Origin of the sequence: Acetobacterium sp. (assembly GCF_030652775.1) — a bacterium.
Taxonomy (GTDB): Bacteria; Bacillota; Clostridia; order Eubacteriales; family Eubacteriaceae; genus Acetobacterium.
This window is the reverse complement of sequence record NZ_JAUSPS010000012.1, coordinates 90563-106104: the sequence shown is the minus strand read 5'-3', so window position 1 is coordinate 106104 and position 15542 is coordinate 90563. Positions and strand designations below refer to the sequence as shown.

Sequence of the window (15542 nt, the reverse complement as noted above, 5' to 3'; positions counted from 1 at the left end):
AACATTCCTTTTAAAAAATATATTTATAAAAAACTTGTGTGACTTGTGTGTACATGTTTAGTAATATGATACACCTTTGCTCCCCAATTGTCAAGTAAACGCTTCCAATTTGTTATCATTTTTAATCTGTCATACGCTTATCCACGCTCTTACGTAACTTAACAAGCGAACTGAATGATGACTTAAATGGTTCGATTCATTCATCCAGGCGATTTACCCAATTAAAAAGGGGCACTTTCGTACCCCTTTAGTAAAATAAAAATTTTATCCGTTATTTTGTAACGCAAACCTTAGACACTTTGAAAGGCGGAATTTTAGCAATTGGATCCACCGCACCACCGGTCAGGGAGTTTGCTCCGCTTTCGCCATAATGGAACGGCATGAACAGGTTATTTTCCATGATCCCTTCATTAAAACGTGTTTTGACAGAAACACTTCCCCGTGGAGATGTGACATTAACGATATCACCCTCTTCAATTCCAAGTTCCAATGCTTTGGCTGGATTGATTTCAACAAATGCATCGCCGGCAATCTCTTCGATGCCCGGTGAACGTTTTGTCATTGTTCGGGTATGATAATGCTCAAGAATTCGACCGGTCATTAAAATAAGTGGATATTCTTCATCGGCCTGATCTTCTGGTGGGATGTAATCGGCAATCATGAAGGCCCCCAGACCTCTGGTGAATTTTCCGGCATGAAGGAATTTTGCACCTTCTGAGTCTTTACTTAAACATGGCCATTGAATACGATCGCCATTATTCAATCGTTCATGGGATACGCCCGTATAACTTGGTGTTACTGAGGCAATTTCGTCCATGATTTCAGCCGCGCTGGTAAAGTCAAAGCCTTTAACACCCATTTCCTTGGCTATCATTCCAATAATTTCCCAGTCGTTTTTAGCGGTACCTGGGGCATCAACGGCTTTTCTGAGCAGCTGAATACGTCGCTCTGTATTGGTGAAGGTTCCGTCTTTTTCAGCATAAACATAAGCTGGTAGAACAACATCAGCAAATTCAGTGGTCTCAGTCAGGAAAATATCCTGAACTACGATGAAATTAGCCTTTTTCAGCGCTTCTTTAACATGATTGGTGTTTGGATCTGAAACCGCTGGATTCTCACCCATCACATAGAGGAACTTGACGGTACCATTTCCGACATCATCAATAATTTCGGTTAGTGTTTTACCCGTATTGGATGGCAGCTTAACACCCCAGGCTTTTTCAAATTTTTCCACAGCTTCAGGATTTGCTGTTTTTTGATAACCAGGAAGATCGCCTGGCAGGGCACCCATATCACAGGACCCCTGAACATTGTTTTGGCCCCGAAGCGGATTAACGCCACAGCCTTCCCGACCAATTTTTCCGGTCAACATGGCCAGATTAGCGGTGGACATAACCCCATCAGTCCCGGTATTAAACTGGGTAACACCCATGGAATAGAAGATTCCGCCTTTATCTTTTGTCGCATAAAGAACCCCTGCTTTTCGCATTTCATCGGGATCTACGCCACAAATTTCGGCACATTTTTCGACCGTGATCGTATTCATGAATTCTAAGAATGCTTCATAACCTTCAGTACGTTCATTGATAAAGGTTTTGTCTTCAAGACCGGCATCCAGAATAGCACGCATCAGTCCATTAAATAAGGCGACATTCGTGCCTGGTTTAATCTGTAAATAAACATCTGCATAGTTCGCCAGTTCGATCTTACGGGGTTCGGCAACAATCAGAGCAGCTCCCTGAGCTTTCCGTTGTTTTATTTTTGCACCAATGACAGGATGGGTCTCAGTAGTATTTGAGCCTGACACCAGCATAACATCCATCACAGCGATTTCTTCAATACTGTTGGTCATCGCGCCGCTACCGAAAGACTTAGCTAAACCAGCCACGGTGGAAGCATGACACAACCGCGCACAATGATCGACATTATTCGTTTCTCCCGCAGTTCTGATAAACTTCTGGAAGACATAATTATCTTCATTGGTACAACGTGCAGAAGAAAAACCTGCTACTGCCTGTGGTCCTTCCGTTTTTGCTTCTTTAAGTTTTTTAGCCACTAATGTAATGGCCTCTTCCCAAGTCGCTTCTTGTAATACCCCATCTTTTCGGATCAATGGTGTTGTTAATCGATCCGGACTGCCTACGAAATCATAAGCAAAGCGACCTTTTACGCATAGTAAATTATCGTTTACATTTCCCTCGGTACTGAATACGTCGGTAATTTTATTATCAACTACTTTTAAATTTAAAGTACAGCCTACTCCACAATAGGGACAGACGGTTTGTACCTGTTTTGCATAGCTGAATGGTTTAAACTTCTTAGGTGCTAATGCACCGGTTGGACATACCGCGATACAATTTCCACAGCTGACACACTCTGTTGTTTTACCTCTAGGCAAATCATTAACTGTTTTAATGATGTTATCCTTTTCAGGATCAAATGCTGCTAAAACGTGATTACATTGTAAATAGTCACATGCTTTTATACATCGCCCGCATAAAACACATTTGCTAGGGTCATAAGTATAAAATGGATTCGAATCATCAATTGGTCGATCCGCATACCCCTCTGTTCCTACTGCCTTGTAGGTATCATAATCAATCAAATTAGCATTGTTTTCCACAAAGAAACACGCCTCATACTTATAACAAGCCATGCAATCAAATTTGTGATCCACCATCAAAGCTTTCATCGCCTTACGTCGCTCATTTCTAACTGCAAATGTATCGGTATCAACCACCATACCCTCAGCAACTGGAGTTGAACAAGCTTTTTCAAATTCTTTTGAACCTGCCACCTCTACCACACACATCCCGCAAGTTCCAACGGGTGTGAAATCTTTAAAACTACACAGGGTTGGAATCTCAATGCCGATGGAACTTGCTGCCTTTAAAATTGTTGTTCCAGGCTCGACACTGATATTCTGCCCATTAATTGTTAAATTAACCATATTTTTCCCCTTTCTTTTAGTAGTTTAATTATAATTGATAACTCTTCGTTTGTCATTGATACTTTTTTAACATCAATCTTTTTTTTACATTTGGTCATCTTTAATAGTATGTCGTGTTTAAAACACCTAACGCCCCCGTTATTCATCATTTCAATCCCGCCAGATGATAATTTACCATTCTCTTGATCAGAATATTTTTTTCTATTTTTTTTCTTTTCTCTTTCTCAATCGACTCATCTGTACTTTATTGTACTCGACTGGCCTGATTCAGCGAAAACCGGTTCTTTTCCGGCTTCATCAGGCTTGATTCTGTCTCTATTTGTCTAGCATACAATCCACTGTTAGCGAGACTTGTCGGGCATCATAAATGATACCCTGTCCGTAACTCCTTGAAAATACTTCCGTTAGCCGTGATTTGTGGAATAGCGAATATAAAACGATGCTATTTTGTTATATGCGCCATTCTTTACGAAAAGCTTATTTTTACTCTTATTGGACTATTTTTTACCTTTTTATTGCTGACTGTTTCTGCTCATTGACCAAAAGGCAGTTCCGCCCAAGCTGATAAACGTTACCATAGTTATTATTAACAGGAGTTGCTGTCGCTGATCCACTGGTATTCCTTTCTATTTTTCTTATCTCTTGAATCATTGTCCTAAACAATTTTTTTGGTAAATAAACCGCTTTTTTACGCCTGCTTCCCAACTTCCAATCGCAACTTTTATTCCAGTTAACGTTATTTAACATATCCAAATTTCATCACCTTGTGGTTTTGTTATTATCTTTCAGTGGTCAAACGCCCTTACACCGTTTTAAAAAAAGTATTTACTCCGATTGTCTTGAATTTAACGTCCCCTTACAATTGTAAGTATTTCACTTGACTCGAAATTTTTTCTTTGACTTTTTTTGTCCTAATTAGACAAAATATTATCATAAGTTTATATTTACTTTTAAATTTTGTTATGTCCTCCGAACTAATTGTAAACTTAAGCGACGCTAACTATATACAAATAATTATTTCTGTGCTATACTTCTGCAAACGATTCATGAAAGTCGTAACTTGTTTAGGAGGAAAATAGTGTGAACGGTTTTTTGACCCCAAAAGAGATTAACGAGTGTATGGTGACCAGCGGAAAAGCAAAAGCCTCTTTACCCATTGGTAAAATGCTTTTACTCGGTATTTTTGCTGGTATGTATGTTGGTTTAGGTGCCTATGGATTCACCATTGTTACTTCAGGTGCAGGAAGTGGTTTTGAAGCAACCCTTGCCAAATTCATTGGTGCCGGTGTTTTCCCGGTTGGTTTGATGCTGATTATTTTTTTGCGGCGCAGAGTTGTTTACAGGAAACTGTACTTTAACCTTAGCTTTAGCTAAAAAAGAAATCACCCTCGGCTCCTTGCTTCGTAATTTGACTGTAGTTTATCTTGCAAATTTTGTGGGCTCTGTTTTATTAGCCTGGTTACTTTTCAAAAGCGGCTTATACAGCGGCGAAGCCATGGCTGCTAAAGCAATTGGTATTGCTGAAGCAAAAACAGCGATTCCGTTGTTGCCGATCATTATCCGCGCTACCTTTTGTAACATATTAGTGGTGCTGGCAGTCATGATGCAAGCAGGTTCAAAAGACATTATTGGCAAAATATTTGCAATTTGGTTCCCAATTATGCTTTTTGTGCTCGCGGGATTTGAGCATTGCGTCGCAAATATGTTCTTTTTACCAATTGGATTATTTTTGGGAGCAGACATTACCTGGAGTCAGATCATCATAAATAATCTTATTCCGGTAACTATCGGAAATGTTATTGGCGGTGCCTTTGTGGTTCCAGGTGTTTACTACTATACATATCTGCGAACAAATAAAGAGGCTATCAATGCCGCTTCAGACCCGGTAATTGCTGCAACTGCAGAATAGTTTTCTTCATGAAGTCGGAGGCAATCCTGAGGGTAGCATTGTCTTCGTCTTCATTTTCATAAACAACATTACCGTCCGAACCGCTTTGAATGTTTAAGTCATTTTTTTCTCGACGTTACTTATCTGTCATCCACCAAGCTTTCGTTTTAACACGCCACCTTGATTAAAACAGCCTTGCTTGTTTTGTATCATCTATATTTGCACACCCGGCTAAGTCATTTTCAAAGTGATGCTGGCCTTTTTTACATTCACATTTCCCCACCGACTATGCAATTTCCCCGGTATTATTGGCACAGTTATGTCATTTACAAACTTACCTTCAATCCGTAGCCCTCTTTCAATCTCCCTCATAATTCAACCACTCCAGTTATTCTGTTTGTTAGCACGACGCGTTTTAAAGAAGCTTCTAATCTGAAGAGGCGGTAATTTATCAAACGATTTTTTCGGAAACATTAGTAAATACGGGAAAACGTCAATGACAAATCCAAGAATTTAGAATATAATAAAAATCTAGAAGCAAGAAAAAATCATTTATGGTTAACTTAAAAAATGCTCCCATTTTTTAAAGATAAATAGGAGTTTTCCAAAAATAAGTAGTTACCGAAAGGCATTACGAATTTATGAAAGAACAAACGATCATGGAAGAAACAAAAACAGCCGCAATTCTGGTTGGCGGACTAAGTCAGCGGATGGGATATGACAAAAAGAAATTACGGATTGGCGGAGAGACCATTTTAAATCAGATCGTCAAACAGCTTTCAAAAGACTTTGATGATATCATCGTTGTCGGTTGCGACCAGGAAGATATTCCAAATATTTCAGGTTTAAGGGGTATTTACCAGGATGCCCTGGAGCTGTCGGCATCGCTGGTTGGTATTTATTCAGCACTTCTGCTGTCCAAATCGCGGTTTCTCTATGTCACTGCTTGTGACATGCCTTACTATAATAGCGATTATGTTAAATACATGGTAAGTATCATTACCGAAAACCCTGATATATCAGGCTGCGTTACGCGCTTTGATGAGTGGATTGAACCATTTAATGCTTTTTACAGTGTTGATCTAATTCCCAAAATTGAAACATTTCTGGACTCTGGCAGAAAAAGTATTTACAAATGTTTTGAAGCCGAAAATTTACATTATATTGACGAAGCTGTTGGTCGCAGTTATAGTCCCGGTTGGGAAATGTTCAGTAATTTGAATACTCCGAGAGAGTTAAAAAATCATATTCAACGTACTAAAAAGACGATAATAGAATAATCTTAACCATTAATCTGATCAGCTATATCGGTTTATCCAATAATTACCGCAATTTAAACAAAAGAGGACGATTACTTGAAAATAATTAACGAAGCACTTGATTTAGAATTAAAAGAAGCTTTTTCAATAACACGAATCCGTCAGAACGCCAATAACGAGCTTAATCATGAACATTTCGACGACATCGTCATTACCGAACATCATCTGAGCTGTTATATTAATGAACAATTGGCTTTTAAGCTGGTTTGCACCCCGGAAAAACTTGATGCCCTGGTGTTAGGTTACATGTTTAGTGAGGGTTATATCGATCGTTTAGATGATATTGACTTTATTTATATTTGCCAAAGCGGTGAGCGGGTAAAAGTGCAATTAAACAAAATCATTTCCTTAAATAGTATCGATCATGATACCACCAGCGAATCAATTTCTTGTGGCAATAATAAAAAAATAAGGCAGGCTGCTCAAATCAGCAACCTTAAACCATTACCTGCTCATCAATGCTCCTACGAGACAATTTTTAAATTAGCCAACGCCTGTAACCGAAATGCGGCTTTGTTTAATGAAACCGGCGGGACCCATTGTGCCGCAATGTGCATTGACGGAAACGAAATGTATGTCTGTGAAGATATTGGTCGTCATAACGCCGTTGATAAGACGATCGGGATGGCACTGACAGCAAACCAGCAATTAGCCCACCCCATTCTTTTTACCACCGGACGAATCCCGTCTGATATGGTTTTTAAAGCCATTCGCTGCGGCATTCCCGTTATTGCCTCTCATTCGGCGCCAACCAATGAAGCCATCGAACTGGCACGTCAGTTTAATCTGACATTGATTGGCTTTGTCCGGGGCAGACGACTTAATATTTATGCCGGAAATCTTCGGTAACTATCTGGGCCGACTTTTTAGTCAGAATCATCAGTTCTCAGAGCTAAATTTAGCGGGCCACATTTTTAATTTTGAAATAACTAGTACAACGTTGCATAAAATACTATGAATAAATTAATGCTATCATTTTCTCAACGTTTGATGCATAATGACCTTATCATTTATATACAAGGTGGTTTATTATGCGAAAGAAAACAATTGATACAATACCGGTTTTATCCGATGACATGATAGCCATTTTGGCATCCTTTTCGAACAGTCGTTCCTTACCTTCCAGTTTGACGAAGCGTTCCACAGTTGTCATAATGGCTTCTCGTGGATGCACCAATCAGGACATTGCTAAAAAAATTGATCTTCATTACAACAGTGTAGCCCTTTGGCGAACTCGTTTTATGGATGCCCTTCCTTTTCTGTGTGAATTAGAAGCCACGGATCCAGACAAGCTTTCCGAAGCGATCCGACATATTTTTTCAGATAAGCAGCGTTCAGGATGTCCAGCGGTATACACGCCGGAGCAGATTGTTAAAATAATTGACCTTGCCTGTAAAGCTCCCTCTGATTTCGGTTACGAAGTGAGCCAATGGAGTCTTAATCTGCTGGTTGCTGAAATAAAAAAACAAGGCATTGCTGAACAGATCTCTGCAAAATCGGTCAGTCGTTTTTTAAAAATGAAGTCAATTTGAAACCACATAAAATACGTTACTGGCTGAATTCACCTGAAAAACAGGAAGCTCCCGAAGTATTCGCTGCCAAGGTGAACACCATCTGTAATTTATACTTGAATGCTCAGGAACTGGAACAAAAGGACATTCATGTGGTATCCACTGACGAGATGACTGGCATCCAGGCATTAGAGCATAAATATCCAGCTAAACTGCCATTGCCGGAGCAATGTGCCAAAATGGAATTCGAGTACATTCGTCATGGGACGACCAGCCTGATTGGATTTTTCCACATCGCAAATGGAACACTCTATCCACCTTATTTGAATCAGACCAGAAACGAAGATGACTTTTGTCAGGCCGTTCGTAAGGTTGTTGAAACAGCCCCTGAACAGGAATGGATTTTTATCTGCGATGGATTAAACACCCATAAGTCAGAATCACTGGTCAAATTTGTGGCAGAAGCATGTCAGCTGGATATAGCACTTGGTAAAAAAGGAAAATCAGGGATTCTGCAAAGCATGAAAAGCCGGGAAGCGTTTCTACTTGATCTGGAGCATAAAATTCGTTTTGTTTATACTCCAAAACACTGTTCCTGGATGAATCAGATCGAGATATGGTTTGGCATCATCAGCCGCAAGCTTCTGAAGCGTAAAAGCTATTCTTCCATAGCAGAATTAATGAAAAGCATCCAAAAATTCGTGGAACAATACAACCTTACGGCTCATCCTTTTAAATGGACCTATGCAGGAGTACCATTAACAATTTAATTCACAGACATTTTTGCAATGCTGTACTAGGGCTGTAATCCACGGCCTATACCTTATCTTTTCTATTCCTTGTTTGAAAAACTCCCAAGCCTCGTTTTAATACCGATGCGGCCTTTACCACCGGATCAATAACATCATGTTTGATGGTGTTTAGCGCAACTTCAACCTCATCCACCATCAGACTTGACTTATCCACGATATGCGCTGTGGATTTGGTTATATCGTCGGCATTTTCCATAATACTGCGAAGTGCCAGACGATTATCTTCCATCAGCTTGGTGGTTGTGTCAAAGGTAGCTGCCAGACTTTTAAACAGCTTGACTAAATAAACCGTTCCGACCACAAAGGCAACCCCCACTAATAACAGAGCCATTTCCCACAAGCTAAAATTTAACGTTATCATTTATAGCTTCCAATCCTTACGCTTCTTGTTTATCAGCAACTTCAGTTTCTTCAGTCAATTCTGCTTCTTCTTTTTCAAGCGCTTCCAGTTCTTCGCTTAAATCAGCAATATCCTGTTCAACCTCGTCTTGAATTTCCTGAATTTTGCTTTCAATCTGGTTTTTATATTCATTAACACGTTCCGTAAATTGTTCTTGCATGTCCTGGAATTGTTCTTTGAGATTTTCACCATATTCAACGGCTTGATCATAGGCATTGCCCAGAGCTTCTTCTGTGCCTTCAGCCAATTTTTTGCGTGTTTCATCGCCCGCTGCTGGTGCCAATAACACGCCAAGCGTTCCGCCGATGATGGTTCCTAGAAAAAGTCCACCAACAAAATATAATTTGCTACTGCTCATTTTAAATTCCTCCACTTTCATTGTGATATTTACTACATTTTACCTCAAAACACCCTTAATTAACAGATATTTATTTTATTTTTTATTTCAAAGAAACTATTCACCAAACTTATCATTGATTAATTGTACCAAAGCATCCACTGCTTCAGCTTCATCATCACCTTCGGCCTGAATTTCGATGGTTGTTCCCTGAGAAATTCCTCCAGCCATAATGCCCATAATACTTTTAGCATTAATCGTATTTCCTTCTTTAACCACAAATATCTTTGATTTGAATTTTCCGGCAGTTTGAACGAACATCGATGCCGGACGGGCGTGTAAACCTGTTGCATTTAATACTGTAACTTCTTTTTTTACCATTGTAATTCCTCCTAATGATTCTTTCCTAAATATTTATATTTAATTTTTTTATTGAGTCTTGAACAAAATCCATTATCTCCTCACCGGTGTCCATATTCAGAGCGGTTTCGGCGATATTTTTCGCATCTTCATAACGGACACTACGAATGATCTTTTTAATCTGGGGAATAGATAAAGCACTCATGCTGAATTCATCAAGTCCCAATCCTAACAGCAGCACAGCTGCTAAAGGATCCCCAGCCATTTCGCCGCACATCCCGGTGAAAAAGTTATCTTTTTTGTCTGATGTGCTCGTAACCTGTTTAATCAGTCGTAAAATAGCCGGATTGAATGGGTCATACAGGTAAGAAACTTCCTGATTCATTCTGTCCACTGCCAAGGTATACTGGCAGAGATCATTAGTACCAATGCTGAAGAAATCCACCTCTTTTGAAATAATATCTGCGGCAATGGCGGCCGAAGGAATTTCGATCATCACCCCTACCTTTACATCTTTATCATAGGGTAGCTGTTCTTTATCAAGTTCTTTCATACAATCCTGAAGGATGGCCTTTGCCTGTCTGACTTCGGTAATTGATGAAATCATCGGGAACATAATATGGGCATGGCCATAAACACTGGCTCTTAATATTGCCCTGAGCTGGATTTTGAACAAACTGATCTCTTTAAAGCATAGCCTTATTGCCCGCAAACCCAAAAATGGATTCAACTCATCATCCATCGGCAAATAGGGCAGTTTTTTATCGCCGCCAATATCCAGCGTTCGAATAATTACCGGGCCGTTGGAAAAAGCTTCCAAAACTGAACGGTAAGCAGCAAACTGCTTTTCTTCACTGGGCATCGCATCACTATTCATGTATAAAAATTCGGTTCGATAGAGTCCGACCCCGACCCCACCGTTCTTCAGTACCCCGACCACATCATTGGGCTCGCCGATATTTCCGACTAATTCGACTTTTCTGCCATCTAAGGTGACGGCGTCCAAATCTTTGAGCGCTTCCAGTTCTTTGAGATAATTCTGGTATTTCAGTTTTTCGTTTTCATACAATTCTAATTGTTCATTAGTGGGATTAACGCACACCTTGCCAGTCAATCCATCAACAACCATCAAATCCCCTGTTTTGACTGTCTCAGTGATATCACATAGGCCGAGAACCGCTGGTATTTCCAGACTTCGAGCCATAATAGCAGTGTGGGATGTTCGGCTTCCGATATTGGTGGCAAAACCCATCACCCGTTTCTTATCCATCTGTGCCGTATCTGAGGGGGTCAGATCATCAGCAATGATAATCACATCATCATCCAAACTTGACAAATCGGCCTGGACGATTCCTTGGATATTATGAAGCACCCGGGTACCTACATCTTTAATATCAGCTGCCCGAGCGCTGAAATAGGGATCATCCATCTGATCAAATATTTCATAAAACCGGTCGGTGACGATCTTAACCGCATAATCGGCACCCAGATGATTATCATTGATTTCTGTTTCGACGCCTTCTACAAATTCCGGATCATCCAGAACCATGGCATGAGCCTCAAAAATAGCCCCTTCTTCTTCCCCCAGCTCACTAATCGCTTTTGTTCGAATCGTCTCCAATTGCTCATGGCTTTTTTTGACAGCATTCTGAAATTTAACAATTTCTGCCTCGGTGTCTTCAACTTTCTGCTTGTTCACTTCAACCAGAATCTTTTCATAAACAAGCGCCTTAGCGATAACAATACCAGGTGATGCAATAATTCCTTCTTTAACAAACATTTTTTATTCTCCTTTATTTAAAGGTTAGCTCATTTCTTCCTTCAAAGGCTTTAATTAATGTGATTTCATCTGTATATTCAAGGTCGGCACCAATGGGGATTCCCTTAGCCAACCGGGTAACCTTTACCCCAAGCGGACTGATCAGGTTTCCTAAATACATGGCGGTAGCTTCCCCTTCAACAGTGGCACTTGTTGCCATGATGACCTCTTTAATGTCGCTTTCACCAATCCGTAGCAATAGTTCTCGGGCTTTGATGTCCTGGGGCCCAATCCCATCCAACGGTGAAATGGCACCATGAAGAACATGGTACAGCCCATTGTATTCCCGGGTTTTTTCAATTGCAAAAATATCCCGGCTATTTTGAACCACACAAATGGTTTGCTGATCCCGTTTTGGATTTTCACAAATATCACAGTTTTCTTTATCTGTGATGGTAAAACATTTCTGACACAATACTATTTTTGATTTTGCTGATATTAATGCCTCGGAAAGGCTTGATATTTCTTCCTCTGAGAGGTTGATAATATGAAATGCTAATCGTTGAGCTGATTTTTCTCCGATACCTGGCAGTTTTCCCAACTCCAGAACCAGCCGCTCAAGGGTTTTTGGGTAATAGCCCATCGATGACCTACATTAAACCCGGTATATTCATTCCACCGGTAATTTTTCCCATTTCGGTATTGACCATATCCTCTGCTTTAACAAGCGCTTCATTAACAGCCGCCAGCACCAGGTCTTCCAGCATTTCGATGTCATCTTCGTCAATTACTTGCGGATCAATCTTGATCGACAGGATGGTCTTTTTACCGGTTGCGACGACCTTAACGGCGCCGCCGCCGGCTGTCGCTTCAACTTCCCGTTCTTCAAGTTCTTCCTGTAATTTAGCCATATCTTGTTGCATTTTCTGCACTTGTTTCATCATATTATTCATGTTTCCGCCGCCCATTCCGGCCGGCATTTTTCTTTTTGCCATTCTGTCCTCCAATAGTTTACTATTCTTAATAACCTCATTATTATAACACTAATAGTCCATGGATATCACTATCTTTTTAAGCTAATTTTTTAGTTCATCCTCAGTTTTGATTATTTTTACAGCCTCGTCGTTGACAATTCGCAAAGTTTTTTCGACTAAGTCAAGTTCATTGAAATTTTCTTCTTCCAATTTAATTGCGACCGTAATGGGAGTTCCTGTTTTCTGAAGGAGTACCGTTTCAAATCCTTTAATTAGCTCTGGTTTATTGACAAACTGATAGAAATTCTTGTTTTCCACCGAATAGAAAATTGACAGATGTCCCTCATCCTCCAACACCGGTTCACCACGTTTCAAAAACATCGCCTGGCCTGAGTTTGTTTTTCCAATTTCGTCGCAGAGAATTTTAAAGAATCGCATCCCATCATGACGGCTGCTGCCGGTTTTCACTTTTTTATCTGCAGACGGTTGGCTTGCTGTTTTTTCTTGATCCGGTAGTTCTACCATGACTTTTCTTTCAGGTGGTGCTTCACAGGTCTCAACACCTGGTGCGAACCGTTCCTCTTCCTGCTCTTCAAATTCAGTTTCAAACAAGCTGTGCTCAAACGGCTGATTTTGCTGTTGTGGCAGCTTCTCGGGTGGCACTGTTTTAATTGCCGCTCTGCTCTGAGGGTCAATTGGCAGTAAAGATCTGATCTCTTTTTTTTGTGAAACGGTTTCTGCTCTTGGAACCAATATTGGCATCTGCTTGCCCAGACAAAGTTTTAATATCGCCATTTCCACAATAATTCCCTGAAGACTGCTGTATTTGAGCTTGTTTTTTTCATCAATAAGTTGGCTGATCATTTGATATAATTGCTCAAATGTCAGCTGTTCGCTTAATTTCTCATAGGCCTCAAAATCTTCGATGGTGCAGAGTAAAATTTCTTTTGCTGTTTCATTTGCTGTTTTTGTAATCAGGATTCCCCGCATATATTCAATCAACTGATCCATCAGCAGGATATTATCTTTGCCATTACTGACCAGTTCTCTTAAGCAGGTTAAAACACCAGCGCTATCATGCGAAATAACTCGTTCCACCAGATCGAAAATGCTCTGTTTATCAGCCATCCCTGTGAATGCCAGCAGATCACAAAATGCTACGTTTCCCGTTTCATCTTGCAAATCAATAATCTGATCCAATAAACTGAGGGAATCTCGCATCGAATTTTCACCCCGGGTTGCGATAAAATCAAAGCTTTCCTCTGACATTTTAACCTGAAGGTCTTGACAGATCTTTTTCATCTGTTTGATGATTAGGGCTTTGGGAATTGGCCGAATTTCGTAGCGTTGACATCGCGACAAAATCGTCACCGGACACTTATTTGGTTCTGTCGTTGCTAAAATGAACACGGCGTGTTCAGGTGGTTCTTCGAGCGTTTTTAATAATGCATTAAACGCTTCCTTCGTGAGCATATGAACCTCATCGATTATATACACCTTATATTTACCAACAGTTGGCGGATATTTTATTCGTTCACGAATTTCGCGTATTTCATCTACGCCACGATTCGATGCACCATCGATTTCGATGATGTCCATGACCCCTGGTCGATCAATCTTTAGGCAAACATCGCACTGATTACAGGGATTCCCATCAATTCCATTGGGGCAATTAATTGCCTTAGCAAATATTTTTGCCATGGAGGTTTTTCCCGTCCCTCTAATCCCTGAAAAAAGATAGGCGTGTCCGATCCGATTATATTTAATTTGATTTTTAAGTATTCGGGTGATACTATCCTGACCAACCACCTCGTCAAAGGTTTGCGGCCGATATTTCCGATAGAGCGCTAAATATGACATTGTTCCCTCTTTATTCTGTACTTTTAATGGTTTTATTATATTACAATCTGAATTAATTGTATAGCTAAAAGCATATATCCAGGTGGATGTTCAATTAAAAAAAGAAGCTCCCGTTAATAGGAACTTCTTTGACTTTTATAATAGGTGGAATGGTAGATCTTTTTCTTTTTTAGTTTTTTTTGCCTGTTCTTTTTCAGCTTGAGCTTTCTGTCGTCTTTCAGCAATTTCTGCCCGAACTTTTTTCTCCTTTGCAATTGCACGTTCTACGGCGCTTGCAGTTAAGTCTTGCAGTTCCTTGGCTTTGTTCCTGATTTCATTGCGAAGACGATTCTCCAGCTCTATTTTATTTTTCGCTTCCTCTTCAACTTCCTTTTGACGTGCTTGTTCTATTTTTTTTGCTTCTTCTTTTTCAGCTTTTAACTTCGCTGCTTTTTCAGCTTCTTTTTTCGCTTTAATTTCAGCCTGTTTTTTGGCTTCTTGTTGTTTTTCAGCTTCTGCCAATGCCTGTTTATCTTCAGCCGCTTTTTTTAGTGCGATTGCTTCGTCCTGAACTTTTTTGTGAACTTTTTCGATTAAGTCCCTGGATTTTTCTGCTACGGCTTTAGCCTTCTGCTCTGCTTCAGCTTTAGCTTCTGCTGCTTTTTTTGCAAGTTCCTTTGCTTTCGCTTCGGCCTCTTCCAACTCTGCCTTAACTTTAGCTTCGACTTCTTTTTTCGCCTTGGCTTCCGCCGCCGCTTTAGCCTTCGCTTCGGCCTCTTTCTTGGCTTTAGCTTCTGCCTTTGCTTCGGCTTCTTTCTTAGCTTTCGCTTCTGCTTCTGCTGTTGCTTTGGCTTCTGCATCTATCTTGGCTTTCACTTCCGCTTCTGTCTTTGCTTTAGCTTCTGCTTCGGCCTTTGCTTTGGCTGCCGCTTCTGCTTTTGCTTCCGCTTCTGCCTTTACTTTAGCTGCCGACTCTGCCTTTGCTTTGGCTTCTGCTTCGGCCTTTGCTTTAGTTTCCACTTCTATCTTGGCTTTGATTTCCATATCTGCTTTTATTTTGGCTTCAGCTTCTTTCTTGGCCTTTGCTTCTGCCGCTTTCTTAGCTTTATTTTCTGCATCTGCTTTTGCCTTAGCTTCCGTATCTGTTTTATCAGTTTTCACTTCATTCATTTTCTGGTGATTGTTGTCACTTAAATCCTCAGTTTTTTCCTCTTTACCGGTGATCACGCTGCTAACTTTTTTCATGAAATCATCCAATTTTCCCACTTCTTTATTCCCCACTTCACTTAAATTCGATGTATCCAAACTACTTTGAATAGCTGTGTCTTTTATTAATTGTGATTTAGGTTTACTTTTTCGAGCCATGACAATCTCCTTTTTAATGACGTAGTTA

The 15542-nt window shown here is 40.2% G+C and carries 16 protein-coding genes; 6 read left to right on the top strand and 10 right to left on the bottom strand.

The genetic code is table 11. The features are described from left to right. Positions 1-271 precede the first annotated feature (271 nt). Together fdhF and Q7J41_RS02795 are read right to left on the bottom strand one after the other, a co-directional pair. Positions 272-2950 carry a formate dehydrogenase subunit alpha gene (fdhF, locus tag Q7J41_RS02800; RefSeq protein WP_304885024.1) on the bottom strand — a complete coding sequence of 893 codons (2679 nt, stop codon included), beginning with the start codon at positions 2948-2950 and terminating at the stop codon, positions 272-274. 504 nt (positions 2951-3454) lie between these two features. Next, the gene (locus Q7J41_RS02795) at positions 3455-3703 is read right to left on the bottom strand and encodes a hypothetical protein (RefSeq protein WP_304885022.1); all 249 of its coding nucleotides are present in this window, start codon (positions 3701-3703) and stop codon (positions 3455-3457) included. Positions 3704-4030: 327 nt separating this feature from the next. Between Q7J41_RS02795 and Q7J41_RS02790 the strand changes: the two genes are divergently transcribed. The 6 genes from Q7J41_RS02790 (at position 4031) to Q7J41_RS02765 (ending at position 8438) form a co-directional block, all read left to right on the top strand. Further along, positions 4031-4324, top strand: coding sequence for a formate/nitrite transporter family protein (locus Q7J41_RS02790; RefSeq protein ID WP_304885020.1), 294 nt, complete (start codon positions 4031-4033; stop codon positions 4322-4324). After that, a complete protein-coding gene (locus Q7J41_RS02785) occupies positions 4284-4859 on the top strand; it encodes a formate/nitrite transporter family protein (RefSeq protein WP_304885018.1) in 576 nt (191 codons plus the stop codon). Before Q7J41_RS02790 ends, Q7J41_RS02785 begins: the two co-directional genes overlap by 41 nt. Positions 4860-5479: 620 nt before the next feature. Then, entirely contained in the window at positions 5480-6118 is a 639-nt protein-coding gene (locus Q7J41_RS02780; RefSeq protein ID WP_304885016.1) for a molybdenum cofactor guanylyltransferase, read from the top strand. 75 nt (positions 6119-6193) lie between these two features. After that, positions 6194-7006 (top strand): formate dehydrogenase accessory sulfurtransferase FdhD, encoded by an 813-nt coding sequence (fdhD, locus tag Q7J41_RS02775; protein WP_304885014.1) that lies wholly within the window; start codon positions 6194-6196, stop codon positions 7004-7006. 182 nt (positions 7007-7188) lie between these two features. Then, positions 7189-7689, top strand: coding sequence for a helix-turn-helix domain-containing protein (locus Q7J41_RS02770; RefSeq protein WP_304885012.1), 501 nt, complete (start codon positions 7189-7191; stop codon positions 7687-7689). Next, positions 7686-8438, top strand: coding sequence for a transposase (locus Q7J41_RS02765; RefSeq protein ID WP_304885010.1), 753 nt, complete (start codon positions 7686-7688; stop codon positions 8436-8438). Before Q7J41_RS02770 ends, Q7J41_RS02765 begins: the two co-directional genes overlap by 4 nt. Positions 8439-8484: 46 nt before the next feature. On the opposite strand, the gene Q7J41_RS02760 is transcribed toward Q7J41_RS02765, so the two are convergent. The 8 genes from Q7J41_RS02760 to Q7J41_RS02725 all read right to left on the bottom strand — a co-directional run bounded on the left by Q7J41_RS02760 (position 8485) and on the right by Q7J41_RS02725 (position 15514). Continuing rightward, complete coding sequence (locus tag Q7J41_RS02760) at positions 8485-8841, bottom strand: DUF948 domain-containing protein (RefSeq protein WP_304885009.1); 357 nt, start codon at positions 8839-8841, stop codon at positions 8485-8487. 16 nt (positions 8842-8857) lie between these two features. Further along, entirely contained in the window at positions 8858-9238 is a 381-nt protein-coding gene (locus tag Q7J41_RS02755) for a YtxH domain-containing protein (RefSeq protein ID WP_304885008.1), read from the bottom strand. Positions 9239-9334: 96 nt separating this feature from the next. Further along, positions 9335-9598 carry an HPr family phosphocarrier protein gene (locus tag Q7J41_RS02750; protein ID WP_304885006.1) on the bottom strand — a complete coding sequence of 88 codons (264 nt, stop codon included), beginning with the start codon at positions 9596-9598 and terminating at the stop codon, positions 9335-9337. Positions 9599-9623: 25 nt separating this feature from the next. Next, positions 9624-11357, bottom strand: coding sequence for a phosphoenolpyruvate--protein phosphotransferase (gene ptsP, locus Q7J41_RS02745; RefSeq protein WP_304885004.1), 1734 nt, complete (start codon positions 11355-11357; stop codon positions 9624-9626). A gap of 13 nt (positions 11358-11370) precedes the next feature. Continuing rightward, complete coding sequence (recR, locus tag Q7J41_RS02740) at positions 11371-11979, bottom strand: recombination mediator RecR (protein WP_304885003.1); 609 nt, start codon at positions 11977-11979, stop codon at positions 11371-11373. Positions 11980-11986: 7 nt separating this feature from the next. Further along, positions 11987-12331, bottom strand: a complete 345-nt coding sequence (locus Q7J41_RS02735) for a YbaB/EbfC family nucleoid-associated protein (protein WP_304885002.1) — start codon at positions 12329-12331, stop codon at positions 11987-11989. Positions 12332-12412: 81 nt separating this feature from the next. Then, the gene (gene dnaX, locus Q7J41_RS02730; RefSeq protein WP_304885000.1) at positions 12413-14170 is read right to left on the bottom strand and encodes a DNA polymerase III subunit gamma/tau; all 1758 of its coding nucleotides are present in this window, start codon (positions 14168-14170) and stop codon (positions 12413-12415) included. Between the two features lie 135 nt (positions 14171-14305). Next, on the bottom strand, positions 14306-15514 hold the full coding sequence (locus tag Q7J41_RS02725; protein ID WP_304884998.1) for a hypothetical protein: 1209 nt from the start codon (positions 15512-15514) through the stop codon (positions 14306-14308). Between the last annotated feature and the right edge of the window lie 28 nt (positions 15515-15542).